The following is a 23,625-nucleotide window of genomic DNA, read 5'->3' on the forward strand; positions in this document are numbered from 1 at the left end:
TTCTCAGCTGGTCACCTGCTTGCCCACTCACGCTTCGGTTCAACCACGCGAGTGGCCTTATAGTTCCAGGTCTAGTAGACCCATCCGACCGACGGGCATGCAAAACGAGATGATCGACCGTCCCACCGAACGCTACGGACGACAGCGGCTCAGCCGGCGTACCCGCCGTTGGGTCGTCATCGGATTGACGGCGCTCGTGGTGGTCACCGGCATCGCCATCGCCGCCGTCGCGTTCGTCCGCTTCGGCTCCGGCGACGTCAAGGGCGAACTCGCCGGATATCAGGTGCTCGATCCCCACACCGTCGAGGTCACCGTCAGCGTGACCCGCGACGACCCGTCGCGACCGGTGGTCTGCATCGTGCGCGCCCGGTCTTACGACGGTGACGAGACGGGCAGGCGCGAGGTGCTGGTGCCGCCGTCGTCGGACAAGACCGTGCAGGTCAAGGCCACCGTCGAGACGAGCCGGCGGTCGTGGGCGACGTGTACGGGTGCGGCACCGACGTTCCGGGCTACCTGGTCGGAGGCTGACGACCGGCCTGGCGGCCCACCGGCAGCGGCAAAAATCCGACGTTGGGCTCGCCCGGCGGTGCTATGCTGGCCCGATACACGGTTCCTGCTGGGGCCGTGTATTGCTGCATTCTGAGCTCAGAACCGACGCTCGCGATGGCGGCAGTACACGCAGGAGCTTCCCAGCGCCGTGGCGGAGTTTTCCAATCTTCTGCAGCCGTACAGCGTGGAAGCACACAAACGACAGGAGCAGGACATGACCGACACCCAGGTCACCTGGCTGACCCAAGAGTCCCACGACCGCCTCAAGGGCGAGCTCGACCAGCTGATCGCCAACCGTCCCGTCATCGCCGCCGAGATCAACGACCGCCGCGAAGAGGGCGACCTGCGTGAGAACGGCGGCTACCACGCCGCCCGCGAGCAGCAGGGCCAGGAAGAGGCCCGTATCCGTCAGCTGCAGGAGCTGCTCAACAACGCCAAGGTCGGCGAGGCCCCGAAGCAGTCCGGCATCGCGCTGCCCGGCTCGGTGGTGAAGGTGTACTACGACGACGACGAGAGCGACACCGAGACCTTCCTGATCGGCACCCGGGAGCAGGGCGTCAGCGACGGCAAACTCGAGGTGTACTCGCCGAATTCGCCGCTCGGCGGCGCGCTGCTCGACGCGAAGGTCGGCGAATCACGCTCCTACACCGTGCCCAGCGGCAACACCGTCAAGGTGACCCTGGTCAGCGCCGAGCCGTATCACGGCTGAGCCCGCGGCGGCGGATGCCCGGTGACCGGCGCGGCCCGCTGAGGCCGCGTTAGTCTCCGACGATGGCGCAGATTGCAGAGGACCTGTTCCTGCTGCTCGTCGACAACGCGTCCGCCCAACCCGGCCTGGACGGTCCGCGCCGCGAGCGTGCGCTCGCGGCGGCGATACTGCTCGACCTGGCCTTCGCCTGCCGGGTTCGGCCTGCCGTCGACGGCGAGTCGATCCCGGCGGGCCGGCTGGTCGCGCTGGAGGCCGCCGGTCCGATGGACCCGGTGACGGGTGCGGCGTTCGAGGTGGTGCGCGCCCGGCCCCTCGCTCCCGGCGCGGCGCTCAAGGCGCTGGCGAAAAACAGTGAGAAGCTCGTCGTCGACGAACTGGAGCGGACCGGTCAGATTCGTCGGATCGCCCACTCGGGCAAGCTGTTCCGGCGTTCGTACGCGTATCCGCTGACCCACCGCGACCGGGCGACCGCGGCGCGCGGCGCGTTGATGGCCGCCCTGTTCGACCGGCGACCGCCCGGCCCGGCGACGGCCGGCGTGATCACCGTGCTGCACGCGGTCGACGGCCTCGGCGCGCTGCTGAGCCTCAACGACCGCGGCTGGCGCTGGGTGCACGCCCGCGCCGGAGAGATCGCCGGCGGCAGTTGGGTCGACGAGTCCGTGACGGGCCTGCCGGAGATCAACCTCGCGGTCACCGCGTCCGCGGTGCGGCAGGCGCTGGCCCAGCTGGCCTAGCCGCCAGAGCCGAGCGCCTGCTCGACGTCACCGAGCAGGTCGGCGACGTCCTCGATGCCGACGGACAGCCGGACCAGATCGTCGGGCACCTCCAACTGGGACCCTGCGGTCGACGCGTGCGTCATCGCGCCCGGGTACTCGATCAGCGACTCCACCCCGCCCAGCGACTCCGCGAGGATGAAGATCTCGGTGCGGGCGCAGAAGTCGCGCGCGGCCTGCGGGCCGCCGCGCAGCCGCACGGACACCATGCCGCCGAACCCGCTCATCTGGCGGGCCGCGACGTCGTGGTTGAGGTGGCCGGGCAGACCCGGGTACAGCACCGTGGTGATCGCAGGATGCTCGGCGAGGAACTCGGCGATCGCCAGCGCGTTCTCGCTGTGTCGCTGCATCCGCAGCGGCAGCGTCTTGAGCCCGCGGATGGTCAGGTACGCGTCGAACGGTCCCGGCACCGCGCCCGCGCCGTTCTGCAGGAATGCGAACGCCGCGTCGAGGGATTCGTCGTCGGTCAGCAGCGCGCCGCCGACGACGTCGGAGTGCCCGCCGATGTACTTGGTCGTCGAGTGCAGCACGATGTCGGCGCCCAGCGGCAGCGGCTGCTGCAGCGCGGGAGAGGCGAACGTGTTGTCCACCAACACTTTCGCGCCCGTGGCGGCGCCCACCTCGGCGATGCCGGCGATGTCGGCGATCGTCAGCAGCGGATTGGTCGGGGTCTCGATCCAGATCAGCTTCGTGCGTTCGGTGACGGCTGCGCGCACCCGGTCCAGGTCCGACAGCGCCACCGCGGTGTAGCTGATGCCCCACAGGCTGAACACCTTGTCGATGAGCCGGAAGGTGCCGCCGTAGGCGTCGTCGGGGATCACCAGGTGGTCACCTGGGCGCAGCACGGCGCGCAGCACGCAGTCGGTGGCCGCCATGCCCGAGCTGAACGCGCGTCCGTAGGTCGCGCCCTCCATCGCCGCAAGCGCACCCTCCAGCACCGAGCGGGTCGGGTTGCCGGTGCGGGCGTACTCGAAGCCGCCGCGCAGCCCGCCGACCCCGTCCTGGGCGAAGGTCGAGCTGGCGTAGATCGGGGGGTTGACCACCCCGGTCGCCGGATCGGGACGGTATCCGGCGTGGATGGCCCTGGTGGCCGGTCCGTAAGCCCGGTAATGGTCCGAGGCGCTGCGCTGCTCACTCATGCCGCCAAGGCTAGCGGTGTACAACTTGGACATGTCCGTCCACCAGTCATCGTCGGCGACCTCCACTCTCGAAACCCTCCTCGACCTCGACTCGCTGCTCAGCGCCGAGGACCGGGACCTGCGCACGATGGTGCGCGAGTTCGGCGAACAGCGGCTACGCCCGCACGTCCCGGACTGGTTCGACAGCGGGGTGGTCCCGGTGCGTGAGCTCGCCCTGGAGTTCGGCAAGCTCGGCCTGCTCGGCATGCACCTGACCGGCTACGGCTGCGGCGGGTCGTCGGCGACCGCCTACGGGCTGGTGTGCCAGGAGCTCGAGGCTGTCGACAGCGGGCTGCGCAGCCTGGTCTCGGTGCAGGGTTCGCTGGCGATGTACGCCATCCACCGCTGGGGCAGCGAGGAGCAGCGCACGCAGTGGCTGCCCGGGATGGCGGCAGGCGAGTTGATCGGCTGCTTCGGCCTGACCGAACCGGACTACGGCTCCAACCCGGGCGGCATGCGCACCACCGCCCGCCGCGACGGGTCGGACTGGATCCTCAACGGCTCGAAGATGTGGATCACCAACGCCTCGGTCGCCGACGTCGCGGTGATCTGGGCACGCTCCAAGGAGGGCGTGGTCGGGTTCGCGGTGCCGACCTCGACACCCGGGTTCCACGCCACCGAGATGACGCGCAAGCTGTCGCTGCGGGCGTCGGTCACCTCCGAGATCCACCTCGACGACGTCCGCGTGCCCGAGGACGCGAGACTGCCGGAGGCTGCGGGCCTCAAGGCCCCGCTGAGCTGTCTGTCGGAGGCACGGTTCGGGATCGTGTTCGGCGCCGTCGGGGCGGCCAGGGACTGCCTGCAGGCGACGCTGGACTACGTCGGCACCCGGGCGGTGTTCGACCGGCCGTTGTCCAGTTATCAACTCACGCAGGCCAAGATCGCGGATATGGCAGTGGAGCTCGGCAAGGCGCAACTGCTCGCCCTGCACCTGGGCCGGCTCAAGGACGCGGACCGGATCCGGCCCGAGCAGGTCAGCGTCGGCAAGCTCAACAACGTCCGCGAGGCCATCGAGATCGCCCGCCAGTGCAGAACCCTGTTGGGCGCCAACGGGATCACCCTGGAGTATCCGGTCCTGCGGCACGCCAACAACCTGGAGTCGGTACTGACCTACGAAGGCACCTCGGAGGTGCACCAGCTGGTGATCGGCGAGGCGCTCACCGGGGTCAGCGCGTTCCGCTGACGCACACCGTGCCGACGAGCTTGTCGGCCAGCGTCTGGCGCCTGGCGTCCCACAGCGGGAACAGGAAACCGACGAAGCAGATCACCGCGTCGACCAGGTGCACCAGCTGACGCAGCAGCGAGGCGCCGAATCCGACCGGTTGCCAGGTCTTTTCGTCGACCACCCGGAACCGCAGCACCGTTTTGCCGAGGCTGGCACCGGTGGCGCCCTGGCGGTAGCCGTGATTCCACACCAGGTAGCCGAGCGTGAACAGCAGCATCGCGACGGCCAGCAGATCGATCGCCGGGGTGGTGACCGACCGGCACGAGACGCCGCCGTTGTCGTAGGTGACGCAGTCCACCGCGGTGCCGGTGACGGCCACCGTCTCCCAGATCGCCCAGGCGAGGAAGACCGGGACGGCGTCGACCGACCACGCGGCCACCCGCGCCCACCACGAGGTGTAGGCCCGCCTCGGCAGCCTCGGCGCAGTCCGGTTCACCGCCCCATCATCCCCGGAGCGCACTGCGGCCCAACGCAATGTCGGCGTGCCCGCATCAGGCGGGCACGCCGACATCGTTCAGAACGGGGTTACGGGACTGCGGGGGCGACGAATCCGCCGTTGAGAGTCCGGTAGGTGTAGACCAGCATCAAGGTGGCCACCGGGCCTGCGACGAGCAGACCCACACCGCACAGCAGCGCGCCGACCAGCACCAGCGCGATGGTGGTGAGCCAGATCAGCAGCACGGGACCGACGTTGGACTTGGCGGTGTCGAAGCTCGACCTGATCGCGTCCATCGGCGCCAGGTTGCGGTCCAGCACCGCGATGGTGGTGAACATCAGCAGGAAGCTGGCGATCACACCCGGCACGATGCACAGGAAGAAACCGATGGTGGTGATCACGCCGACGATCAGCCCGGCGATGACCACGTTGCCGATGTTGCGCGGCCGGAAGAACGACCCGACCGTGACCTGCTGGCCGTTGGCGATGTCGAAGATGCCGCCGAGGAACGCCGACTGGATGGCGGCGCCGACGAGCAGCGACAGGAACCAGCCGACAATGGCCACCAGGATGCCGGCCACGCCGGTGGAGGCGTAGGAGAACGACAGACCGCTGTCGTCGGCGACGTAGCTCGTGTCCCCTGGCGAGACCAGCATCTGGACGACGTTGATGATGCCCTGCAACGCGATCAGCACGACACCGAACACCAGCGTCGCGACGATCAGCGGGACGGCGTTCTTGGTGAACTTGTTCCACGCCCAACCGAACGTGTCGCCGACGGACACCGACGGACCGCCCATCGGCGGGTAACCCGGCGCGGGCGGCGGAAAGCCGCCCTGCGGGCCGAAGCCGCCGGTGGGCATTCCCGGGGGCGGGGGCGGCGGGTAGCCGCTGGGATCCTGGGGCGGCGGGAAGCTACCACCGGGCGGCGGGCCGAAGCCGCTGCCGGGCGGGGGCGGCGGGTAGCCGCCGGGTGGCGGAGGCGGGTAGTTGCCGCCGGGCGGGGGCGGCGGGTAGCCGCCGGGTGGCGGAGGCGGGAAGTTGCCGCCGGGCGGCGGAGTGTCTGTCATGGCTATCTCCTGATCTCGGTCGCGAACGTCACCGCGCGCGAACCGTCCCCTTCATCGGTGTGCGTGGCATGACTGTGGAAGTTCGAAACTCGATGCCTGTGGAGCCTCTGCCGACCGCTTGCGTGGAAGGTAACCGACAGGGCCACCGGGATCAACGACTTTCCCGCAGAGAGCGGCGGTCGATCGATGATGGACCCCCTCCGCTCGCGCATGGCTGGACAAGCGTGCTCACATTACCTGAGCAACGCCGCCGAACAGGGGTTTCCCGCGCGCGAGCGCGTCAGCGGCGGGTCCGGCTCTCGGACAGGTAGCCGAGCAGATCGTGGCGGGTGAGCACCCCTACGGGCTTGCCCTCCTCCACGACCATCACCGCGTCGCAGTCGCGCAGCGTCTTGGCCGCGGTGCTGACCAGTTCGCCGGCGCCGATCAGCGGCAGCGGCGGGCTCATGTGCTCGGCGACGGCGTCGGCGAGTTTCGCGCGACCCTCGAACACCGCCGAGAGCAGTTCACGCTCGGACACGCTGCCTGCGACCTCGCCTGCCATCACCGGAGGTTCTGCCCCGACGACGGGCATCTGGGACACCCCGTACTCCCGGAGGATCCCGATCGCGTCGCGCACCGTCTCGGACGGGTGGGTGTGCACCAGATCGGGGAGGGCTCCGGACTTTCCGCGCAGCACGTCCCCGACGGTCGACTCCTCGACCGACCCGTCCAGCCTGCTGCGCAGGAACCCGTAGGACGACATCCACGCGTCGTCGAAGATCTTGGACAGGTAGCCTCGGCCGCCGTCGGGCAGCAGCACGACCACGAGCGCGTCGGGGCCTTCCCGTTCGGCGACCCGGATCGCGCCCACGGCCGCCATTCCGCACGAGCCGCCGACCAGCAGCGCCTCTTCGCGAGCCAGCCGCCTGGTCATGTCGAACGAGTCGGCGTCGGAGACCGCGATGATCTCGTCGGGCACGGACGGGTCGTAGGCCGACGGCCAGAAGTCCTCGCCGACCCCTTCGACCAGGTACGGACGACCGGTGCCGCCGGAGTACACCGATCCTTCGGGGTCGACGCCGACCACCTTGACCCGGCCGCCGGAGACCTCCTTGAGGTAGCGGCCGGCCCGGTGATCGTGCCGCCGGTGCCGACGCCGGCGACGAAGTGGGTGATCTTGCCGTCCGTGTCAGCCCAGATCTCGGGTCCGGTGGTCTCGTAGTGGCTCTCCGGGCCCATCGGGTTCGAGTACTGGTCGGGCTTCCACGCGCCGTCGATCTCCTGGACCAGCCGGTTGGAGACGCTGTAGTAGCTGGCCGGGTCGTCGGGCGCGACCGCCGTCGGGCACACCACGACCTCGGCGCCGTAGGCGCGCAGCACGTTGCGCTTGTCCTCGCTGACCTTGTCGGGGCAGACGAACACGCACTTGTACCCGCGCTGCTGGGCCACCAGAGCCAGGCCGACGCCGGTGTTGCCGGAGGTCGGTTCGACGATGGTGCCGCCGGGCTTGAGCTCACCGCTCGCCTCGGCGGCGTCGATCATCTTGATCGCGATGCGGTCCTTGGAGCTGCCGCCGGGGTTGAGGTACTCGATCTTGGCCGCGACGGTGCCGGCGCCCGGCGGCACGACGGAGTTCAGCTGAACCAGAGGGGTGTTGCCGATGAGCTCACTGACGTGCCGGGCGATGCGCATACGTCCATGGTCTCAGGCCCGCCATCGAGTATCTAGGCGGCCTCCGGCCGCGGGCAGCCAGGCGGCCTCCTGCTACCAGGTGGCCTCGCGGATGTACTCACCGATCTGCTTGATCGACCGGGCCGCTTCGGACACCACAGGCGCCCCGAGCTGGAAGACGTGCATCTGGCCGGGCCAGACCCGCACCTCCACCGGCACGCCGGAGGCGGCCAGCAGCCGGGCCGCCTTGCGGGCGTCGCTGAGCAGCACCTCGGATCCGGACACGTGGATCAGCGTGCGCGGCAGCCCGGGTTCGATGTGGTCGAGCGGTTCGTAGACCTCTTCCGGCCTGCCGCCGACGATCCGGCGCTCGGCGGCCGCCTCGATGAGTTCGACCAGGGCATGGAAGGCCTTCGGCGGGAACATCGCATCGCCGCGGGCGTTCGGGTGTTCGGCACGGGCCTCGTTGTCGATCTCGAACAGCGGCGACATCGTCACGATCGCGGCAGGCGTTTCCCCGACGAACCCGTTGATGCCCTCGGCCTGGAGCCGCTCGGCCAGCGACAGCGCCAGGTAGCCGCCCGCGGAATCACCGGCCAGCACGATCTGGTCGGGTTCGTAGCCCAGCTCCCGCAGCCATTTGTAGCCGTCGTAGCAGTCCTCCAGCGCGGTGCCGACAGAGTGCTTGGGGATCATCCGGTAGTTCACGACGAGCACCGGCGCGTCCGCGCATTTGGACAGCGCGGTCACCAGCCGGCCGTGGGTGTTCACCCCGCAGGTGAGGAAGGCTCCGCCGTGCAGGTAGAGAATCACGCTCCGGTTGCCATCGGCGGGCAGCACGCCGGCGGCGCGGACCAGTTGGGCGTTGCAGTGCGGCAGCCCGATGGTGGCCCGCACGGTGCCGGGGGCGGGCTTGAGCACGCGGGCGGCGAAATCGAGCGCACCCCACGGCCACGGCAGCTTGGGCGCGTAGCTGCCAACGGTCAGGAACGGTTTGATGGTGGCCATCGCGGCCAAGCCCATGAGGCGGCCGGCAATGCTCGGACCGTCCTCGACCACCTCGACGGGCGCGCCGTCGGAGACCGGGAAGCGACGAGCCTTCTGCGCTCTAGCTGCCGTTACGCCCCGCCCTGAGGGGCTGGGGATCTTGCTTGGTGCCGTCATCGCCACCACTTCCTACGACGTTGTAGTCCGGGATAAGCCGAGTTATTCAGCCAAGCTCGTCACTTAGCTTGACACATGTAACCACTATCACAATGGGTTAAACGCTTTTGGTACCGCAGTCGATACCGCACTGTGATCGGCGATCTCGTGCGCCCCGCCGACATCCGCGCGGCCGCGGCCTAGACTTGCGGCGTGGGCATCCTCGGACGTGCTCCCGGTGCTCATGCACCGCGCCGTTCCACGGTCGCTCTGGCGGCCGCAGCAACGCTGGCTTCCACCGGCACCGCCTACGTCGGCGCCCGTAATCTGCTCAACGGTCAGGCGGAGCAGACGCGGCGGGTGATCCCGAAGTCCTGGGACGTGCCACCCCGCGCCGACGGCGTCTACTCCCCCGGCGGCGGCCCGCCCGAACGCTGGCACCGCGGCGTCGAGTTCGACCTGCACCTGATGATCTTCGGCGACTCGACGGCCACCGGGTACGGCTGCGCGGTCGCCGATGAGGTGCCGGGAGTGCTGCTGGCGCGTGCGCTGGCCGCCGAATCCGGCAGGCGAATCCGGTTGAGCACCAAGGCCATCGTCGGCGCCACCTCGAAGGGGCTGTCCGGGCAGATCGACGCGATGTACGTCGCGGGTTCCCCGCCCGACGCCGCCGTCATCATGATCGGCGCCAACGACATCACCAGACCCCACCGCGTCGGCCCGTCCGCCCGGCGGCTCGGGCGGGCCGTGCAGCGGTTGCGGGCCGGCGGCGCCGTCGTCGTGGTCGGCACCTGCCCGGACTTCGGCGTGATCACCGCGATCCCGCAGCCGCTTCGGTTCGTGGCCCGCAGCCGCGGGTTGCGCCTGGCCCGCGCCCAGGCGGCCGCGGTGCGCGCCGTGGGCGGGGTGCCGGTGCCGTTCTCCGACCTGCTGGCGCCGCACTTCTACCAGACCCCTGAGCTGCTGTTCTCGCCGGACATGTTCCATCCGTCGGCGGCCGGCTACCAACTGGCCGGCGTGCAGCTGCTGCCCGCACTCTGTAATGCGTTGGGCGAGTTCGTGACCGGCACTCCGGCCGAAGCGGCGCTGGAATCCCGGGCCGGCGAGGACGGTTCGCTGCTGTCTCGGCTCGGCGGGTTGAGCCGCTTGTGGCGGCGCTCGACCGGGGTGCCCGCACCGATCGTGGTGCCCGCGGGCTAGGTTTTTCAGAACACGTTCTACCGGTTGAACCTTGAGGAGCCCGCCATGCCCGAAGCCGTCATCGTCGCCACCGCCCGCTCCCCCATCGGCCGGGCCAACAAGGGCTCGCTGGTCTCGATGCGCCCCGACGACCTCGCCGCGCAGATGGTCAAGGCCGTGCTCGACAAGGTGCCGTCGCTGGATCCCCGCGACATCGACGACCTGATGATGGGCTGCGCGCAGCCCGCCGGGGAGGCCGGCTACAACATCGCCCGCGCGGTCGCCGTCGAGCTCGGGTACGACTTCCTGCCCGGCACCACCGTGAACCGGTACTGCTCGTCGTCGCTGCAGACCACGCGGATGGCGTTCCACGCGATCAAGGCCGGCGAGGGCCACGCATTCATCTCCGCCGGTGTGGAGACGGTGTCGCGGTTCGGCAAGGGTGCCGCCGACGGCGCCCCGGATTCGAAGAACCCGATCTTCGCCGACGCGCAGGCCCGTTCCGAGGAAGCGGCCGCCGGGGCCAGCGAGTGGCACGACCCCCGCGAGGACGGCCTGCTGCCCGACGTGTACATCGCGATGGGCCAGACCGCCGAGAACGTCGCCGCGTTCACCGGCATCAGCCGTGAGGACCAGGACCACTGGGGCGTGCGCTCGCAGAACCGCGCCGAGGAGGCCATCAACAGCGGGTTCTTCGAGCGTGAGATCGTGCCGGTGACGCTGCCCGACGGCACCGTGGTGTCCAAGGACGACGGCCCCCGCGCCGGCACCAGCTACGACAAGATCAGCCAGCTCAAGCCGGTGTTCCGGCCCAACGGCACGATCACCGCCGGCAACGCGTGCCCGCTCAACGACGGCGCCGCCGCGGTGGTCATCATGAGCGACACCCGCGCCAAGGAGCTGGGCCTGACCCCGCTGGCGCGCATCGTGTCGACGGGCGTGTCGGGGCTGTCGCCGGAGATCATGGGCCTCGGCCCGATCGAGGCCGTCAAGAAGGCACTGGCCAACGCGAAGATGAGCATCTCCGACATCGACCTGTACGAGATCAACGAGGCGTTCGCGGTGCAGGTGCTCGGCTCGGCGCGCGAGCTCGGTATGGACGAGGACAAGCTGAACGTGTCCGGCGGCGCGATCGCGCTGGGGCATCCGTTCGGCATGACCGGCGCCCGGATCACCGCCACGCTGCTGAACAACCTGTCCACCTACGACAAGACGTTCGGCATCGAGTCGATGTGTGTCGGTGGCGGGCAGGGCATGGCGATGGTCGTGGAGCGGCTCTCCTGAGCCCGTCCGGGTCATAGACTTCTGTTCCGATGACCACCATCGGAACGCCGCTGTCACCGCGCGCCACGAAAGTCATGCTGCTCGGCTCTGGGGAGCTCGGCCGCGAAGTGCTGATCGCGCTGCAGCGCCTCGGCGTCGAGACCATCGCCGTCGACCGCTACGACAACGCGCCGGGCCAGCAGGTCGCCCACCATGCGCGAACGATCACCATGTCGGACCCCGACCAGTTGCGCGCGCTGATCGAGGCTGAGCGCCCGGATCTGGTGGTGCCGGAGATCGAGGCGATCGCGACGCCGGTGCTCGAGGAGCTCGAGGCCGAGGGCGTGGTGAAGGTGGTCCCGACGGCGCGCGCGGCCCGGCTGACCATGGACCGCGATGGGATCCGTCGCCTCGCGGCCGAAACCCTCGGTCTGCCTACCAGCCCGTACCGGTTCTGCGATTCGCTGGCCGAGCTCGAGGCGGCCATCGAGATCGTCGGCATCGGGTATCCGTGCGTGGTCAAACCGGTGATGAGCAGCTCCGGCAAGGGCCAGTCGAAGATCGACGGACCCGACGATGTCGCCCCGGCCTGGGAGTACGCGATGGCGGGCGGCCGGGTCAGCCAAACCCGGGTCATCGTCGAGGGCTTCATCGATTTCGACTACGAGATCACGCTGCTGACCGTGCGGGCCCGCGGCGCCTCCGGCGAGGTGGAGACGCAGTTCTGCGAACCCATCGGGCACCGGCAGGTCAGCGGCGACTACGTGGAGAGCTGGCAGCCGCACCCGATGCCGGCCGCCGCGCTGGAACGCGCCCAACAGATCGCCGCTGCGGTCACCGGGAATCTCGGCGGGCAGGGCATCTTCGGCGTGGAGCTGTTCGTCAAGGGTGACCAGGTCTGGTTCAGCGAGGTCAGCCCACGCCCGCACGACACCGGCATGGTGACGATGGTGACGCAGTGGCAGAACGAGTTCGAGTTGCACGCCCGGGCGATCCTGGGCCTGCCGGTGGACACCACGCTGAGGTCCCCGGGCGCCAGCGCGGTGATCTACGGCGGCGTGGACGCCGAGGGCGTGGTGTTCGACGGCGTCGACGCCGCCCTGCAGGTGCCGCACACCGACATCCGGCTGTTCGGCAAGCCGGAGAGTTTTGTGACCCGCCGGATGGGAGTGGCGCTGGCCTACGACGACAACGTCGACAGCGCCCGGCGCCATGCCCTCGAGGCGGCGGCCGGGTCACGCCGCGGGTCCCCTGACCGCTCGGTTCTGCCGCGACAGTGCGCTCAGATCGCGAATCTCGCAGAAGTCAGGCGCTGAGCGCACTCTCGCGGCGTAGGCGCGCGCCACACGCCTGAGGATGTCGCTGGTGGTATTCGATTTCACGACGCGGATCCGCGTCCATTCGATCTCGTCGAGGTCCTCGGCGCGCTGAATGTCGTGCGCGAACTGCACCGGGTCGACGCGGTGCTGGTCGCCGTCATACTCGACCGCCAGCTTCAGGTCCTCCCAACCCATGTCGAGGTAGTAGCGCCGTCGGCCGTCGGCGCTGGTCACCGGGATTTGGGTGGACGGGCGCGGGAACCCGGCGCGGATCAGCAGGAGGCGCAGCCACGTCTCGCGCGGGGACTGTGCCCCCGGATCGTGAAGGCCCAGCGCCTCTACGAGCTGGCGCATCCCGCGCTTCCCGGAATGGCGGTCCTGCGCCCAGCGCAGCAGCTCCACGGCGTCGAAAACCGCCGCGTGGCCCAGCGCGTCGAGCCTCTGGACCGCGACGTCGAGCGAACCTCGGCGGCCCAGGTCGAACGCGGTGCGCGGCACGCTGGTCACCGGCAGCCCGTGCCGGCGGGTGATCTCGTCGGGGTGCAGGTCCTGCTTGAGGGATCGGATGCCCCGCGGCGCGCGGCTGTTCGACCAGACCAGTTCGATCGGCTGCGAGTCCTCGACGTAGCGCGCCCCGTGCAGCGCCGATGCCGTGAGACCGGCCAGCACGCCGCCGCGCCGTGACCAGAGCCAGGCGGCTGTGGCCCGGTGCTGCATGCTCAGCTCGATGCCGGGGCGGGTGTACACATCGGGATAGAGCGCGACGTACCTGGTGCGCAGCAGGTGCTTGCGGACGAGCCCGCCCGACACCGCTTCGCTTCCGATGAAGGGCATCTGCATGTGTAGAGAATGGCGGGCCGCCGGCGTGCCGCGCAGCCTCGAGGTCTGCGCTCTGTGCATAACTCCGCGACAGTGCGCCCAGAGCGCCGATCCGCCGGAAGGCACGCGCTGAGCGCACTCTCGCACCCGTCACGCGCGCACGAAAAAGGGCGCCCACGTTCGTGGACGCCCTTTCTCTGGCCGAACTGCTAGTCGTTGTTGAAGTAGCTGAGCAGGCGCAGGATCTCCAGGTACAGCCAGACCAGGGTGACGGTCAGGCCGAGGGCGATGCCCCACGCAGCCTTCTCCGGGGCGCCGGCGCGGACCATCTGGTCGGCGGCGTCGAAGTCGATCAGGAAGCTGAACGCGGCCAGGCCGATGCACAGCAGCGAGAAGCCGATGGCCAGGGCGCCACCGTCACGCAGGCCCAGGCCCGCACCGCCACCGACACCGAACAGGCCCAGCACCAGGTTCATCAGCATCAGGGCGACGACGCCGAACAGCGCGGCGACCATCATGCGGGTGAACTTCGGGGTGACGCGGATGGCGCCGGTCTTGTAGACGACGAGCATGCCGAAGAACACGCCGAGCGTGCCGACGATCGCCTGCGCGATCATGCCCACGCCACCGACGGACGCGATGTTGGCGATGATGAACGACACCGCACCGAGGAACAGGCCCTCCAGCGCCGCGTAGCTCAGCACGATCGCCGGGTTGTCCTGCTTGCGGCCGAACGTCGCGACGAGCACGAGGGCGAGGCCGCCGAGCGCACCCACCAGGGTGAACGGCATGGCCAGGCTGAGGTTGCCGCTGACCAGGAAGTAGGACACCACCGCGACGGCCGTCAGCACGCCGAGCGTCATGCCGGTCTTCATCACGACATCATCGATGGTCAGCGCACGCGAGACACCCGCCTGCTGCCGGTCCGGGTACTGCGTGACGTACGGATCGGCGTGTACTGCCTGCGTACCGTAGCCGGCGGCTCCGGTACCGAATTGCGCGTAGCCGCCCTGCTGCCCCTTGGGCAACGTGCGGAACACCGGGTTGCTGCTTTCGCGCACCGTCGGGTCCTTCCTGTCTCTATGTGTCGTAATGCCTCGACCTGTGAGGATCACACGGTCAACGTTCGAGGTTCCCGGACAGTTCCCGGCGGCGATCGTCAAGATCAACCGGTCACTTCCCAGTTCCTTCACAGGAACCTTACCCGGGCTGGGCCCGACCCGGGAGACGATCTAGATTGCTATCCGTGGACGAAAACAAGGATGTCCTAGTAACTGCGGCCGGCGGCATCGGCCGCATCACGCTCAACCGGCCCAAAGCGATCAATTCGCTGACCCACCCGATGGTGGACACGATCGCGCGAACGCTGACGGCCTGGGAGTCCGACGACGCGGTCGACGCCGTCGTGGTCTCCGGCGCCGGCGACCGCGGCCTGTGCGCGGGCGGCGACGTGGTGGCGATCTACCACGACGCGAAGACCGGTGGCACCGGGTCCCGCCGGTTCTGGCACGACGAATACCTGCTCAACGCCTATATCGGCCGCTACCCGAAGCCCTACGTCGCGCTGATGAACGGCATCACGATGGGCGGCGGGGTGGGGATCAGCGCGCATGGCAGCGTCCGCGTGGTCACCGAGACCACGAAGATGGCGATGCCCGAGGTCGGCATCGGGTTCATCCCCGACGTCGGCGGCACCTACATCCTGTCGCGCACCCCGGGCCTGCTCGGCGTGCACGCCGCGCTGACCGGCGCGCCGTTCTCCGGCGCCGACGCCATCGCGATGGGATTCGCCGACCACTTCGTCCCGCAGGATCGCCTGGGGGCGTTCGTCGACGCGATCGAGGCCGACGGAGTCGACGCCGCAGTGGCCGCTTTCGCCGAGAAGCCGCCCGCGAGCGCATTGCTGGCCCAGCGGGAGTGGATCGACCGTTGCTACGCCCAGGAGACCGTCGCCGACATCGTCGCCGCGCTGCACGACCACGGCGGCGCGGCGGCCGAGGCGGCGGACCTGATCGCGTCGCGGTCCCCGGTCGCGGTCTCGGTCACGCTGGAAGCGGTGCGCCGCGCGGCGAAGCTGGACACACTGGAAGACGTGCTGCGCCAGGAGTTCCGGGTCTCGTGCGCGTCGCTGCGCTCGCACGACCTCGTCGAGGGCATCCGGGCGTTGCTCATCGACAAGGACAAGAACCCGAAGTGGTCGCCCGCCTCACTGCCGGACGTGACCTCAGCCGACATCGACGCGTACTTCGTCTCCGCCGATCCCGACATCAATTTCGAGGAGCAGTCATGACCTTTGAGACCATCATCGTCGAGCGCGACGACCGGGTCGCCACCATCACGCTGAACCGGCCGAAGGCGCTCAACGCGCTCAACAGCCAGGTCATGCACGAAGTCACCACCGCCGCAGCCGAACTCGACGCGGACCCGGGCGTCGGGGCCATCATCGTCACCGGCAACGAGAAGGCGTTCGCCGCCGGCGCCGACATCAAGGAGATGGCCGGCCTGTCGTTCGCCGACGTCTTCTCCTCGGACTTCTTCGCCGCGTGGGGCAAGTTCGCCGCGACACGCACCCCGACGATCGCCGCGGTCGCCGGCTACGCGCTGGGCGGCGGCTGCGAGCTGGCGATGATGTGCGACATCCTGATCGCCGCCGACACCGCGAAGTTCGGTCAGCCCGAGATCAAGCTCGGCGTGCTGCCCGGCATGGGCGGATCGCAGCGGCTGACCCGCGCCATCGGCAAGGCCAAGGCGATGGACCTGATCCTGACCGGCCGCAACATGGGCGCCGAGGAGGCCGAGCGCGCCGGGCTGGTGTCCCGTGTGGTACCGGCCGACACGTTGCTGGAAGAGGCCCGGTCGGTCGCGGGCACCGTCGCGGGCATGTCGCTGTCGGCGTCCCGGATGGCAAAGGAGGCCGTCGATCGCGCGTTCGAGACCACGCTGACCGAGGGCCTGCTCTACGAGCGCAGGCTGTTCCACTCGGCGTTCGCCACCGACGACCAGACCGAGGGTATGAACGCGTTCACCGAGAAGCGGTCGCCGAACTTCACGCATCGCTAGAGTTCATGCGTGACCGATACCGGTGAAGCCCCCGCCGCGGTGACCGGCGAGGCGCCGGCGCGCGAGGAATCGACCCCGCCTCGACCCGCATGGTGGGTTCGCCACTACACCTTCACCGGCACCGCGATCGGTTTCATCTTCGTGTGGTTCTCGCTCACGCCGTCGCTGCTCCCGCGTGGCCCGCTGTTCCAGGGCCTGGTCAGCGGCGGCGCGGGCGCGATCGGCTACGGGCTCGGGGTCTTCGCGGTATGGCTGGTGCGGTTCATGCGATCCAAGGACAGCAGCCCGCCGGCGCCCCGGCGGGCCTGGGCGGCGCTCGTCGTGATCGCGGTGATCGGGATGGTCGTGATGGTCGTCCAGTTCCACGACTGGCAGGACGACGTCCGCGACCTGATGGGCGTTCCGCGCCTGACCTTCTGGGATTACCCTCTGGCAGCGGCGCTTTCGGTGGTGATCCTGTTCGTGCTCGTCGAGATCGGGCAGCAGGTCGGCATATTCACGCGGTTCCTGGACCGCCAGGTCCGGCGGGTGGCCCCGCCGCGGGTGGCGGCGGTCGTGGTGGTCGCGCTGTTGCTGGCGTTGACGGTGGCACTGCTCAACGGCGTGGTGGTGCGGGTCGCGATGAGCACGATCAACAAGACGTTCGCCGCGGTCAACGACGAGGCCGATCCCGACTTCGCCGCGCCCACAACGGATCTGCGCTCCGGCGGACCGCAGTCGCTGGTGAGCTGGGAGTCGCTCGGCCACCAGGGCAGGATCTTCGTCGCCGGCGGCCCGTCGGTCGAGGAGCTCACCGAGTTCAACGGGTCTGCCGCGACCGAACCGATCCGCGCGTACGCCGGACTGAACTCGGCCGAGGGCATCAAGGAGACCGCGGCGCTGGCCGCCCGCGAGCTGCAGCGCACCGGCGGCCTGGACCGTGCCGTCGTCGCGGTGGCCACCACCACCGGCACCGGCTGGATCAACGAGGCCGAAGCCTCTGCGCTGGAGTACATGTACAACGGCGACACCGCGATCGTGTCGATGCAGTATTCGTTCCTGCCCAGCTGGCTGTCGTTCCTGGTGGACAAGGAGAACGCCCGTCAGGCGAGCCAGGCGCTGTTCGAGGCTGTCGACGCGCTGATCCGGGAGATGCCCGAGGCGCTGCGCCCGAAACTGGTGGTGTTCGGTGAGAGCCTCGGCTCGTTCGGCGGGGAGGCCCCGTTCCTGGCGCTGAACAATCTGATCGCGCGCACCGACGGCGCCCTGTTCAGCGGTCCCACGTTCAACAACACGATCTGGACCGACCTGACCCGCAACCGCGATCCCGGCTCGCCGATGTGGCTGCCGGTCTATGACAAGGGCGCCAACGTCCGGTTCGTGTCGCAGGCCCGGGACCTGCAGCGCCCCCACGATCCGTGGGAGCAGCCCAGGGTGGTCTATCTGCAGCACGCCTCGGATCCGATCGCGTGGTGGAACACCGATCTGCTGTTCACCCGGCCGGACTGGCTTCGCGAACCGCGCGGATACGACGTGTCACCGAACATGGAGTGGATCCCGGTGGTGACCTTCCTCCAGGTCAGCGCCGACATGGCGGTGGCGATCGACGTCCCCGACGGCCACGGGCACGTCTACGTCCGCGACGTCGCCGACGCGTGGGCGTCGATCCTGTTGCCGCCGGGCTGGACGCAAGCCAAGACCGAGAAGCTGCGGGGCATGCTCCGCAGCGACGAGAACACCTAGACCAGAACACCTTTGAGCGCGTGGTAGCCGCCGATGACGTCGGTGGCGCGGTGCAGACCGAGTTCCTTGAGCGAGGCCGCGGCCAGGCTGGAGGTGTAGCCCTCCGAGCACAGCACCACCCACTCCACGTCGTCGTCGACCGCCTGCGGGATCCGGGCGTCGCTGGTGGGGTCGCACCGCCACTCCAGCACGTTTCGCTCGATCACCAGGGCCTGCGGCACCTCGCCCTCGGCGGCGCGCTGCGCGGCGGGCCGGATGTCGACCAGCACGGCGCCCCGGGCCAGTGCCGCGGGCACCTCGTCGGCCGGTAGCCGGGTCAGCGTGGCCCGCGCGTCGGCGAGTACGGCGTCGATTCGGCTGCCCATCAGTCGCTCTCCGGTTTGTCCGTCAGTTCGGTTCGGTTGCGGCGCAACGCGTTCTGCGCGGTGACCTCGTAGTAGGACATCGCGGTCAGCGGCGGCGAGTACGCGTGCACGCTCAGCGTCGGCCCCGCGGCCGGGGTGCCGCCGCCGGTCACGCTGTCGCGCGCCCACACCACGTCGTGCACCCAGCCGAGCGGGAACGCCGCCTGGTCGCCGGCCTCCAGCCTGCGGTCGCGCAAAGCCTCACCGTCCCAGCGGGTTTCGGACAGTGCGCCGGAGACCACGGTGAGCGCGCCCAGCGAGCCGCCGTGGTCGTGGAGTTCGGTCGAGCGGTGCGGAACCCAGCTGATCAGCCAGACGTCGAGTTCGTCGGTGCCGTGCAGGCGGGTGAACCACCGCTCGGTGGTGGGCAACCCGGTGGCGGGCAGCAGGTGGTCGTAGTCGCCGCCGAGGACATCGTCGGCGAAGCGGTCGGTGACGTGCAGCAGGTCGGCGGGACGCAGACGGGTGGGAGCCAGGATCATCGGAGCACTCTCCAGAGAAAGACAGACGGACGGATCAGGGGCAGGCGGCTAGGCCTGACAACACTCCTGGGTCCGGGTCACGTCGGTCACGGCGGCAAGTCTGGCACAGGCCGGCCGCCGGTCGCCAGCGTGGCGGCTTAACGTCACGGTGAATCTATCTCTGCGCAGGTCGGCGTCCAGGCGATTTCCTGGTGCCGCGGCGGGGGCGGTTGCATAGATTGGCCAGATGGCCAGGAACTCCCTCCGCACCGTGGGCATCGCAGGCACCGTCGCGTCGGCTGTGGTGCTCGCATCCGCGTGCTCGTCGGGCACCGAGTCCCCCTCGGAACCGTCTGCCACGTCCCCGGCGACGACCGCGACCACCTCCGCGGCTCCGCCCACGGCCCCGGCAGGGGTCGGTGTCTCCCCCGGCGGCGTGACCACGGCGGTCAGCGCGCCGGCCGAATCCACCGAGGACGACTACTTCCAGGCGTGCCGGGCTGCGCGGACGTGGATGGAACAGCAGGGCGGTGACCCACGGGCACAGGTCGAGCCGTACCTGGGCACCGTGCAGCACGCGGAGTCGGTGGGGCCGGGGACGTTCGACAAGCGGTGGTCGGAGCTGACGCCCGGCCAGCAGTCCGCGGTGATCGTCGCGGTCGAGGCGGCCGCCGACGCGCTCTGCGGCTGACCGCGCGACCGCGGGCGTCGCGGGCGCAGAATGTCTGCATGCGAGTGGCGTTGGTCCTGGGCAGCGGCGGCGCGCGCGGTTACGCCCACATCGGTGTCATTCACGCGTTGCGCGCACGCGGCCACGAGGTGGTCGGGATCGCCGGCTCCTCGATGGGCGCGCTGGTCGGCGGACTGGAGGCGGCCGGCAAGCTCGACGAGTTCGCGGAGTGGGCGAGCGCGCTGACCCAGCGGGCCGTGCTGCGCCTGCTCGATCCGTCCCTCGCCTCGCCGGGCGTGCTGCGCGCGGAGAAGATCCTCGACGCCGTCCGGGAGATCCTCGGCGACGTCCTCATCGAGGATCTTCCGGTCCCGTTCACCTCGGTGGCCACCGATCTGATCACCGGGAAGTCGGTGTGGATTCAACGCGGTGCGGTCGACGGCGCGATCCGCGCCTCGATCGCGATCCCGGGGTTGATCACCCCGCATGTGCTGGACGGCCGCCTGCTCGCCGACGGCGGCATTCTCGATCCGCTGCCGATGGCGCCGGTGGCTGCGATCCACGCCGACGTGACCATCGCGGTCAGCGTGTCCGGCGACGACCCGGAGGCCAGTCGCCGCCACCGCGAGTCACGGCCGGCGACCACCGAGTGGCTGAACCGGATGTGGCGCAGTTCGTCGTCGTTGCTGGACACCAGGGCGGCCCGGACGCTGCTGGACACGCCGACCGGTCGTGCGGTGCTGGGCCGGTTCGTCGCCGGGGACGACGAACCGCTGGAGGAGGCCGCGCGGGAGTCTGTGGATGGGAACTCCGACGGACATGGCCCCAGCATTCCGAAGCTCGGCAGCTTCGAGGTGATGGACCGGTCGATCGACATCGCCCAGGCCGCGCTGGCCCGGCACACACTGGCGGCGTATCCGCCCGATCTGTTGATCGAGCTTCCGCGCACCGTCTGCCGCACCCTGGACTTCCACCGCGCCGCGGAGGTGATCGAGATCGGCCGGGAGTTCGCCGATGCCGCGCTACAGACCCTTGAGGCGTCCACCTCCGAGGTGTAGACGACCGGCCCGGCCTACCGCCGGCCCAGGAACTCCGCGACCCGGTGGGCCTCCCGACGCCCCTGCTCCCGGCCGGCCCGGGCCGCCGGCTCGCGGCAGGCGGGGTCGAGCGGGTTGGTGCCGAACGCCGCCAGCGAGTCCGCGTCGGCGAACACCGCCAGCGATGCCCCGGGGAAACCGTCGATCTCCGTGGCGGTGCCGGTTCCCCACGGCGAGGGGCTGTCGGCGCCGGAGGGCACCAGCGCGACCGCGACGCCGCAGTCGCGGGCCGCGACCATGTTGACCGTGCTGGCCACCCCTCCGTCCATGAACCGCCGGTCACCGATCGTGACCGGGGGCCACACGCCGGGCACCGCGCAGCTCGCGGCGACCGCGTCGACGAGATCGACGCCGGAGTCCTTGTCGAACACCGCCAGCTCTCCGGTGGCGATATCGATCGCGGTCACCCGCAGCGTGCGTGCCGGCCACGAGTGCTGCGGCAGCCGGTGCTCGATCACCGTGCGACGCACCGATTCGGTCACCGTGTCGGTCTCCGCGGCGACCGCGCCGATCTTCTGCAGCTTCTGCTCTTTGGTCGCGTCCGGGACGAGCATCGCGCTCAGGAACAGCTCGGTGATGGCGTCGATCGAGACGCCCGGGTGGATCTCGTGGGCCCCGTACTCCGGCGACAGTTGACGGTCGAACAGCTCCGCCAGCGCGATTCCGCTGCCGATCTGCGCGGCTACCGCGGAGCCGGCCGAGGTCCCGAGCAGCACGTCGGCGGCGAGCAGTTCCTGTCCCGTTCCGGGCAGCTCGTCGCAGATTCCGAGCAGCACGCCGGTCTCCCAGGCGATGCCGGCCAGTCCCCCGCCGGCGAGCACCAGTGCTCGGTTGGTGTCGGGCATCCCACGCTCCTTCCCGGCGGGTACCGGAACGGAGCCGCCGTCGCGGCCATCGTAGTGACCGCTCAGTGGAGAGCCTGGCCGGCCGCCGCGGCGGGGTTCAGGTCACCGATCGAGATCCGGTGCCGCGGCGGGGGTATCGCGCCGGGGGTGGAGGTGATGCCGAGGTCGGGGCCGACGTGGATCAGCTCGGCGTCGCCGAGCAGCCGCCAGGCCGGGTCGTCGTCCATCCGTTCGGTCGCGAACACGACCGACGGCGCGGTGTCGAGGTGGGCCGCCCGTGCGTGGATCCTGTTGGTGCGCAGCTCGAATGGCGCATGCGCGGCCGGCTCGCGGCGATCCAGTACGAACAGGTCGTGGGTGTCGGGGTAGCGCAGCGCCCACATGTCGGTGGCCGTGCACACCAGTAGGTTCACCGCGCAGATCGGGACGTTGGCAGCCAGCCAGTCCATCGCGTCGACGATCCCGGCGCCGACGTCTCCGTTCCGCGACCGGGTGGCCGCCGTGATGAGCGCGAACACCCGTTCCGAATCGGTCTGGCCGGTCACCAGGTCACTGACGCCGAGTTCGGCCAGCCTGGCGTCGAGGGTGTCGAGGCCCTCCACCACGCCGTTGTGCGCGCACAGCCGGCCGTCCTGCAGGAACGGATGGGTGTTGGTCATGTCGGGCGATCCGGTGGTCGCGTAACGCACGTGCGCGATGAAGGTCGTCCCGGTGAGATTGCGGGCGGCACGGGCGAATTCGGTGTCCTCCCACGCCGCGATGGGCTGCTTCTCGACGATCGCGGCACCGGACGCGTCGAAGGCGCCCAGGCCGGTGCCGTCGGGATTCTGGTGGCTCTGCCGGGCCAGGCTGTCCGGCGCGTCGAGCAGCCAGAACGTCGCGGTCACCGGCGTTCCCGCGTGGAGGCCGAACAGCCGGACATCGGGTCAGTGGTCCGCGGTAGGGGCGGGCATACCCGAATGCTAGCCCGGGTCAGCGGTCGGTGCCGGTCTTTTGCGGTGCCGCTTTGCCGCTGATCAGCGGCAGATCGAGATAGGTGGCGATGCCCGGCGGCGCCGCGCAGACCGCGGGCACCGAATTGACGCAGTGCGCCGCGGTGCCGACCACTCCGTACTCCGGGCCCTCGCCGCCGACCTCGGACTGAAAGCCCTTGACCGACACCGTGAAATCGGGGTTGCCCCGGACCTCCATCTCGTAGCGCTGCCCCTCGGGCCCGAAGGTCCAGGCCGGGTCGAGGTTGTCCTCGCCCATCAGCCAGTTGACCGTCACCCTCACCGCCGGTTCGCCGTCGACCAGCGCCTCCCAGTGGAACCTGCGGCCCGCGACCTGACCCGGCTCGATCGTGCCCATCGGGGAGTCGATCGGCGCGGTGGCCACCGCGATCTCCTGTGTCGCCCGGATCTTCGGGTCGGCGGCGAAGCCCAGCTGGTCGACACACATGCGGATGGCCTGGATGAACCCGGTGTCGAGCAGTTTCTGCATCGGGCCGGTCAGCGCTTTGTCCGGGGTGTCCCCGAAGCCCATCACGTGCCGGAGCACGTCGGGCGCCTCGTAGGTGCGCAGATCCGAGAACTCCTCGGCGCGCAGGAATGTCACACCGGTGGACATCGCCGACAGCATCAGCGGGAACTTCTCGCTGATCCCGCCGGGCGCGATCCCGGTGCCGTGCAGGGTCGCGTTGCCCGCGACTGCGGCCTCCCGCATCGCGGCACCGCTGCGCGCACTGGGGTACAGCCAGCCCACCGGGGTGACGACGTTCTTGCCCGACCGCAGCAGCGCCGCGACCTCGTCGGGGTTGGCCATCAGCGGGGCGTAGATCACCGCGTCGGCGTCCGATGCCAGGATCTCGTCGATGCTGTCGGTGGCGGTGACACCGAGCGGGCCGACCCCGACGATCTCCCCGACGTCGCGCCCCGCCTTGTCCGGCGAGTGCACCCAGCAACCTGTCAACTTCAGCTCGGGATGCTCCAGCACCGCCTTGACCGCCGCGACGCCGACACCGCCGGTGGCCCACTGCACGACCCGCAACGTCATGTCGTCTCCTCACCGT

Annotated in this window: 22 protein-coding genes and 3 pseudogenes; 12 read left to right on the forward strand and 13 right to left on the reverse strand. The window is 69.9% G+C overall.

Going from position 1 to position 23,625, the window contains the following annotated elements; all coding sequences use genetic code 11:
• Positions 1 to 109 precede the first annotated feature (109 nt).
• The 3 genes and pseudogenes from C6A87_RS21615 (at position 110) to C6A87_RS21625 (ending at position 1,992) form a co-directional block, all read left to right on the forward strand.
• Positions 110 to 528, forward strand: a pseudogene (locus C6A87_RS21615) (DUF4307 domain-containing protein).
• Positions 529 to 763: 235 nt separating this feature from the next.
• Positions 764 to 1,258, forward strand: a complete 495-nt coding sequence (gene greA / locus C6A87_RS21620) for a transcription elongation factor GreA (protein ID WP_311114126.1) — start codon at positions 764 to 766, stop codon at positions 1,256 to 1,258.
• Positions 1,259 to 1,320: 62 nt separating this feature from the next.
• Complete coding sequence (locus C6A87_RS21625) at positions 1,321 to 1,992, forward strand: GPP34 family phosphoprotein (protein ID WP_311114127.1); 672 nt, start codon at positions 1,321 to 1,323, stop codon at positions 1,990 to 1,992.
• On the opposite strand, the gene C6A87_RS21630 is transcribed toward C6A87_RS21625, so the two are convergent.
• On the reverse strand, positions 1,989 to 3,170 hold the full coding sequence (locus tag C6A87_RS21630; RefSeq protein ID WP_311114128.1) for a cystathionine gamma-synthase: 1,182 nt from the start codon (positions 3,168 to 3,170) through the stop codon (positions 1,989 to 1,991). The genes C6A87_RS21625 and C6A87_RS21630 overlap by 4 nt on opposite strands.
• Before the next feature lie 31 nt (positions 3,171 to 3,201).
• Here C6A87_RS21630 and C6A87_RS21635 point away from each other — a divergent pair, with 31 nt between their 5' ends.
• A complete protein-coding gene (locus C6A87_RS21635) occupies positions 3,202 to 4,392 on the forward strand; it encodes an acyl-CoA dehydrogenase family protein (protein ID WP_311114129.1) in 1,191 nt (396 codons plus the stop codon).
• Here C6A87_RS21635 and C6A87_RS21640 read toward each other — a convergent pair.
• From C6A87_RS21640 to C6A87_RS21655, 5 genes and pseudogenes are all read right to left on the reverse strand, one after another.
• Positions 4,376 to 4,870: an RDD family protein gene (locus C6A87_RS21640; RefSeq protein ID WP_311114130.1), complete on the reverse strand. Its 495-nt coding sequence runs from the start codon at positions 4,868 to 4,870 to the stop codon at positions 4,376 to 4,378. The genes C6A87_RS21635 and C6A87_RS21640 overlap by 17 nt on opposite strands.
• Positions 4,871 to 4,959: 89 nt before the next feature.
• Entirely contained in the window at positions 4,960 to 5,940 is a 981-nt protein-coding gene (locus tag C6A87_RS21645) for a hypothetical protein (protein WP_311114131.1), read from the reverse strand.
• A 280-nt stretch (positions 5,941 to 6,220) separates the two neighbouring features.
• Positions 6,221 to 6,802 (reverse strand): CBS domain-containing protein, encoded by a 582-nt coding sequence (locus tag C6A87_RS29215; RefSeq protein WP_396837114.1) that lies wholly within the window; start codon positions 6,800 to 6,802, stop codon positions 6,221 to 6,223.
• Positions 6,788 to 7,614: pseudogene (locus C6A87_RS29220) on the reverse strand (pyridoxal-phosphate dependent enzyme); the annotation flags it as partial. The gene C6A87_RS29215 and the pseudogene C6A87_RS29220, both read right to left, overlap by 15 nt.
• A gap of 72 nt (positions 7,615 to 7,686) precedes the next feature.
• Positions 7,687 to 8,757, reverse strand: a complete 1,071-nt coding sequence (locus C6A87_RS21655; protein WP_311114132.1) for an alpha/beta hydrolase — start codon at positions 8,755 to 8,757, stop codon at positions 7,687 to 7,689.
• Between the two features lie 192 nt (positions 8,758 to 8,949).
• Between C6A87_RS21655 and C6A87_RS21660 the strand changes: the two genes are divergently transcribed.
• From C6A87_RS21660 to purT, 3 genes and pseudogenes are all read left to right on the forward strand, one after another.
• Entirely contained in the window at positions 8,950 to 9,936 is a 987-nt protein-coding gene (locus tag C6A87_RS21660) for an SGNH/GDSL hydrolase family protein (RefSeq protein WP_311114133.1), read from the forward strand.
• A gap of 45 nt (positions 9,937 to 9,981) precedes the next feature.
• Positions 9,982 to 11,199 (forward strand): acetyl-CoA C-acetyltransferase, encoded by a 1,218-nt coding sequence (locus C6A87_RS21665; protein WP_311114134.1) that lies wholly within the window; start codon positions 9,982 to 9,984, stop codon positions 11,197 to 11,199.
• A gap of 29 nt (positions 11,200 to 11,228) precedes the next feature.
• A pseudogene (purT, locus tag C6A87_RS21670) lies at positions 11,229 to 12,419 on the forward strand (formate-dependent phosphoribosylglycinamide formyltransferase); the annotation flags it as partial.
• On the opposite strand, the gene C6A87_RS21675 reads toward purT, so the two are convergent.
• A complete protein-coding gene (locus C6A87_RS21675; RefSeq protein WP_311114135.1) occupies positions 12,414 to 13,337 on the reverse strand; it encodes a hypothetical protein in 924 nt (307 codons plus the stop codon). The pseudogene purT and the gene C6A87_RS21675 overlap by 6 nt on opposite strands.
• A 188-nt stretch (positions 13,338 to 13,525) precedes the next feature.
• On the reverse strand, positions 13,526 to 14,377 hold the full coding sequence (locus C6A87_RS21680; RefSeq protein WP_311114136.1) for a Bax inhibitor-1/YccA family protein: 852 nt from the start codon (positions 14,375 to 14,377) through the stop codon (positions 13,526 to 13,528).
• Between the two features lie 185 nt (positions 14,378 to 14,562).
• On the opposite strand from C6A87_RS21680, the gene C6A87_RS21685 reads away from it, so the two are divergent.
• From C6A87_RS21685 to C6A87_RS21695, 3 genes are read left to right on the forward strand one after another with little or no spacing between them, the layout of a single operon-like run.
• Positions 14,563 to 15,606, forward strand: coding sequence for an enoyl-CoA hydratase/isomerase family protein (locus C6A87_RS21685; RefSeq protein ID WP_311114137.1), 1,044 nt, complete (start codon positions 14,563 to 14,565; stop codon positions 15,604 to 15,606).
• On the forward strand, positions 15,603 to 16,376 hold the full coding sequence (locus C6A87_RS21690; protein ID WP_311114138.1) for an enoyl-CoA hydratase: 774 nt from the start codon (positions 15,603 to 15,605) through the stop codon (positions 16,374 to 16,376). The genes C6A87_RS21685 and C6A87_RS21690 overlap by 4 nt, the downstream gene beginning before the upstream one ends.
• Before the next feature lie 9 nt (positions 16,377 to 16,385).
• Positions 16,386 to 18,098, forward strand: coding sequence for an alpha/beta hydrolase (locus C6A87_RS21695; protein WP_396836915.1), 1,713 nt, complete (start codon positions 16,386 to 16,388; stop codon positions 18,096 to 18,098).
• Here the strand turns inward: C6A87_RS21695 and C6A87_RS21700 are convergent.
• Together C6A87_RS21700 and C6A87_RS21705 are read right to left on the reverse strand one after the other, a co-directional pair.
• Positions 18,095 to 18,463 (reverse strand): rhodanese-like domain-containing protein, encoded by a 369-nt coding sequence (locus C6A87_RS21700; RefSeq protein ID WP_311114139.1) that lies wholly within the window; start codon positions 18,461 to 18,463, stop codon positions 18,095 to 18,097. The two genes, C6A87_RS21695 and C6A87_RS21700, sit on opposite strands and share 4 nt — an antisense overlap.
• Positions 18,463 to 18,984 carry a cysteine dioxygenase family protein gene (locus C6A87_RS21705; RefSeq protein WP_311114140.1) on the reverse strand — a complete coding sequence of 174 codons (522 nt, stop codon included), beginning with the start codon at positions 18,982 to 18,984 and terminating at the stop codon, positions 18,463 to 18,465. The genes C6A87_RS21700 and C6A87_RS21705 overlap by 1 nt, the downstream gene beginning before the upstream one ends.
• Positions 18,985 to 19,210: 226 nt before the next feature.
• Here C6A87_RS21705 and lpqV point away from each other — a divergent pair, with 226 nt between their 5' ends.
• Both lpqV and C6A87_RS21715 read left to right on the forward strand, forming a co-directional pair.
• The gene (gene lpqV, locus C6A87_RS21710; RefSeq protein WP_311114141.1) at positions 19,211 to 19,654 is read left to right on the forward strand and encodes a lipoprotein LpqV; all 444 of its coding nucleotides are present in this window, start codon (positions 19,211 to 19,213) and stop codon (positions 19,652 to 19,654) included.
• A gap of 38 nt (positions 19,655 to 19,692) precedes the next feature.
• The gene (locus tag C6A87_RS21715) at positions 19,693 to 20,691 is read left to right on the forward strand and encodes a patatin-like phospholipase family protein (protein WP_311114142.1); all 999 of its coding nucleotides are present in this window, start codon (positions 19,693 to 19,695) and stop codon (positions 20,689 to 20,691) included.
• A 14-nt stretch (positions 20,692 to 20,705) separates the two neighbouring features.
• Here the strand turns inward: C6A87_RS21715 and C6A87_RS21720 are convergent, their stop codons facing one another.
• The 3 genes from C6A87_RS21720 to C6A87_RS21730 all read right to left on the reverse strand — a co-directional run bounded on the left by C6A87_RS21720 (position 20,706) and on the right by C6A87_RS21730 (position 23,609).
• Positions 20,706 to 21,575, reverse strand: a complete 870-nt coding sequence (locus C6A87_RS21720; RefSeq protein ID WP_311114143.1) for a patatin-like phospholipase family protein — start codon at positions 21,573 to 21,575, stop codon at positions 20,706 to 20,708.
• A 62-nt stretch (positions 21,576 to 21,637) separates the two neighbouring features.
• The gene (locus C6A87_RS21725; RefSeq protein WP_396836916.1) at positions 21,638 to 22,462 is read right to left on the reverse strand and encodes a class II glutamine amidotransferase; all 825 of its coding nucleotides are present in this window, start codon (positions 22,460 to 22,462) and stop codon (positions 21,638 to 21,640) included.
• 85 nt (positions 22,463 to 22,547) lie between these two features.
• A complete protein-coding gene (locus C6A87_RS21730) occupies positions 22,548 to 23,609 on the reverse strand; it encodes a dihydrodipicolinate reductase (RefSeq protein ID WP_311114144.1) in 1,062 nt (353 codons plus the stop codon).
• Positions 23,610 to 23,625: the final 16 nt, after the last annotated feature.

Source organism: Mycobacterium sp. ITM-2016-00317 (genome assembly GCF_002968295.1).
GTDB lineage: Bacteria > Actinomycetota > Actinomycetes > Mycobacteriales > Mycobacteriaceae > Mycobacterium.

Coding starts and splice junctions, on each gene's coding strand:
- C6A87_RS21645 (WP_311114131.1), bottom strand. CDS start 5,940: ATGACAGACACTCCGCCGCCCGGCGGCAACTTCCCGCCTCCGCCACCC.
- C6A87_RS21720 (WP_311114143.1), bottom strand. CDS start 21,575: ATGCCCGACACCAACCGAGCACTGGTGCTCGCCGGCGGGGGACTGGCC.
- C6A87_RS21630 (WP_311114128.1), bottom strand. CDS start 3,170: ATGAGTGAGCAGCGCAGCGCCTCGGACCATTACCGGGCTTACGGACCG.
- C6A87_RS29215 (WP_396837114.1), bottom strand. CDS start 6,802: ATGGCGGCCGTGGGCGCGATCCGGGTCGCCGAACGGGAAGGCCCCGAC.
- C6A87_RS21700 (WP_311114139.1), bottom strand. CDS start 18,463: ATGGGCAGCCGAATCGACGCCGTACTCGCCGACGCGCGGGCCACGCTG.
- C6A87_RS21655 (WP_311114132.1), bottom strand. CDS start 8,757: ATGACGGCACCAAGCAAGATCCCCAGCCCCTCAGGGCGGGGCGTAACG.
- C6A87_RS21635 (WP_311114129.1), top strand. CDS start 3,202: ATGTCCGTCCACCAGTCATCGTCGGCGACCTCCACTCTCGAAACCCTC.
- C6A87_RS21715 (WP_311114142.1), top strand. CDS start 19,693: ATGCGAGTGGCGTTGGTCCTGGGCAGCGGCGGCGCGCGCGGTTACGCC.
- C6A87_RS21690 (WP_311114138.1), top strand. CDS start 15,603: ATGACCTTTGAGACCATCATCGTCGAGCGCGACGACCGGGTCGCCACC.
- C6A87_RS21705 (WP_311114140.1), bottom strand. CDS start 18,984: ATGATCCTGGCTCCCACCCGTCTGCGTCCCGCCGACCTGCTGCACGTC.
- C6A87_RS21730 (WP_311114144.1), bottom strand. CDS start 23,609: ATGACGTTGCGGGTCGTGCAGTGGGCCACCGGCGGTGTCGGCGTCGCG.
- lpqV (WP_311114141.1), top strand. CDS start 19,211: ATGGCCAGGAACTCCCTCCGCACCGTGGGCATCGCAGGCACCGTCGCG.
- C6A87_RS21625 (WP_311114127.1), top strand. CDS start 1,321: ATGGCGCAGATTGCAGAGGACCTGTTCCTGCTGCTCGTCGACAACGCG.
- greA (WP_311114126.1), top strand. CDS start 764: ATGACCGACACCCAGGTCACCTGGCTGACCCAAGAGTCCCACGACCGC.
- C6A87_RS21675 (WP_311114135.1), bottom strand. CDS start 13,337: ATGCAGATGCCCTTCATCGGAAGCGAAGCGGTGTCGGGCGGGCTCGTC.
- C6A87_RS21665 (WP_311114134.1), top strand. CDS start 9,982: ATGCCCGAAGCCGTCATCGTCGCCACCGCCCGCTCCCCCATCGGCCGG.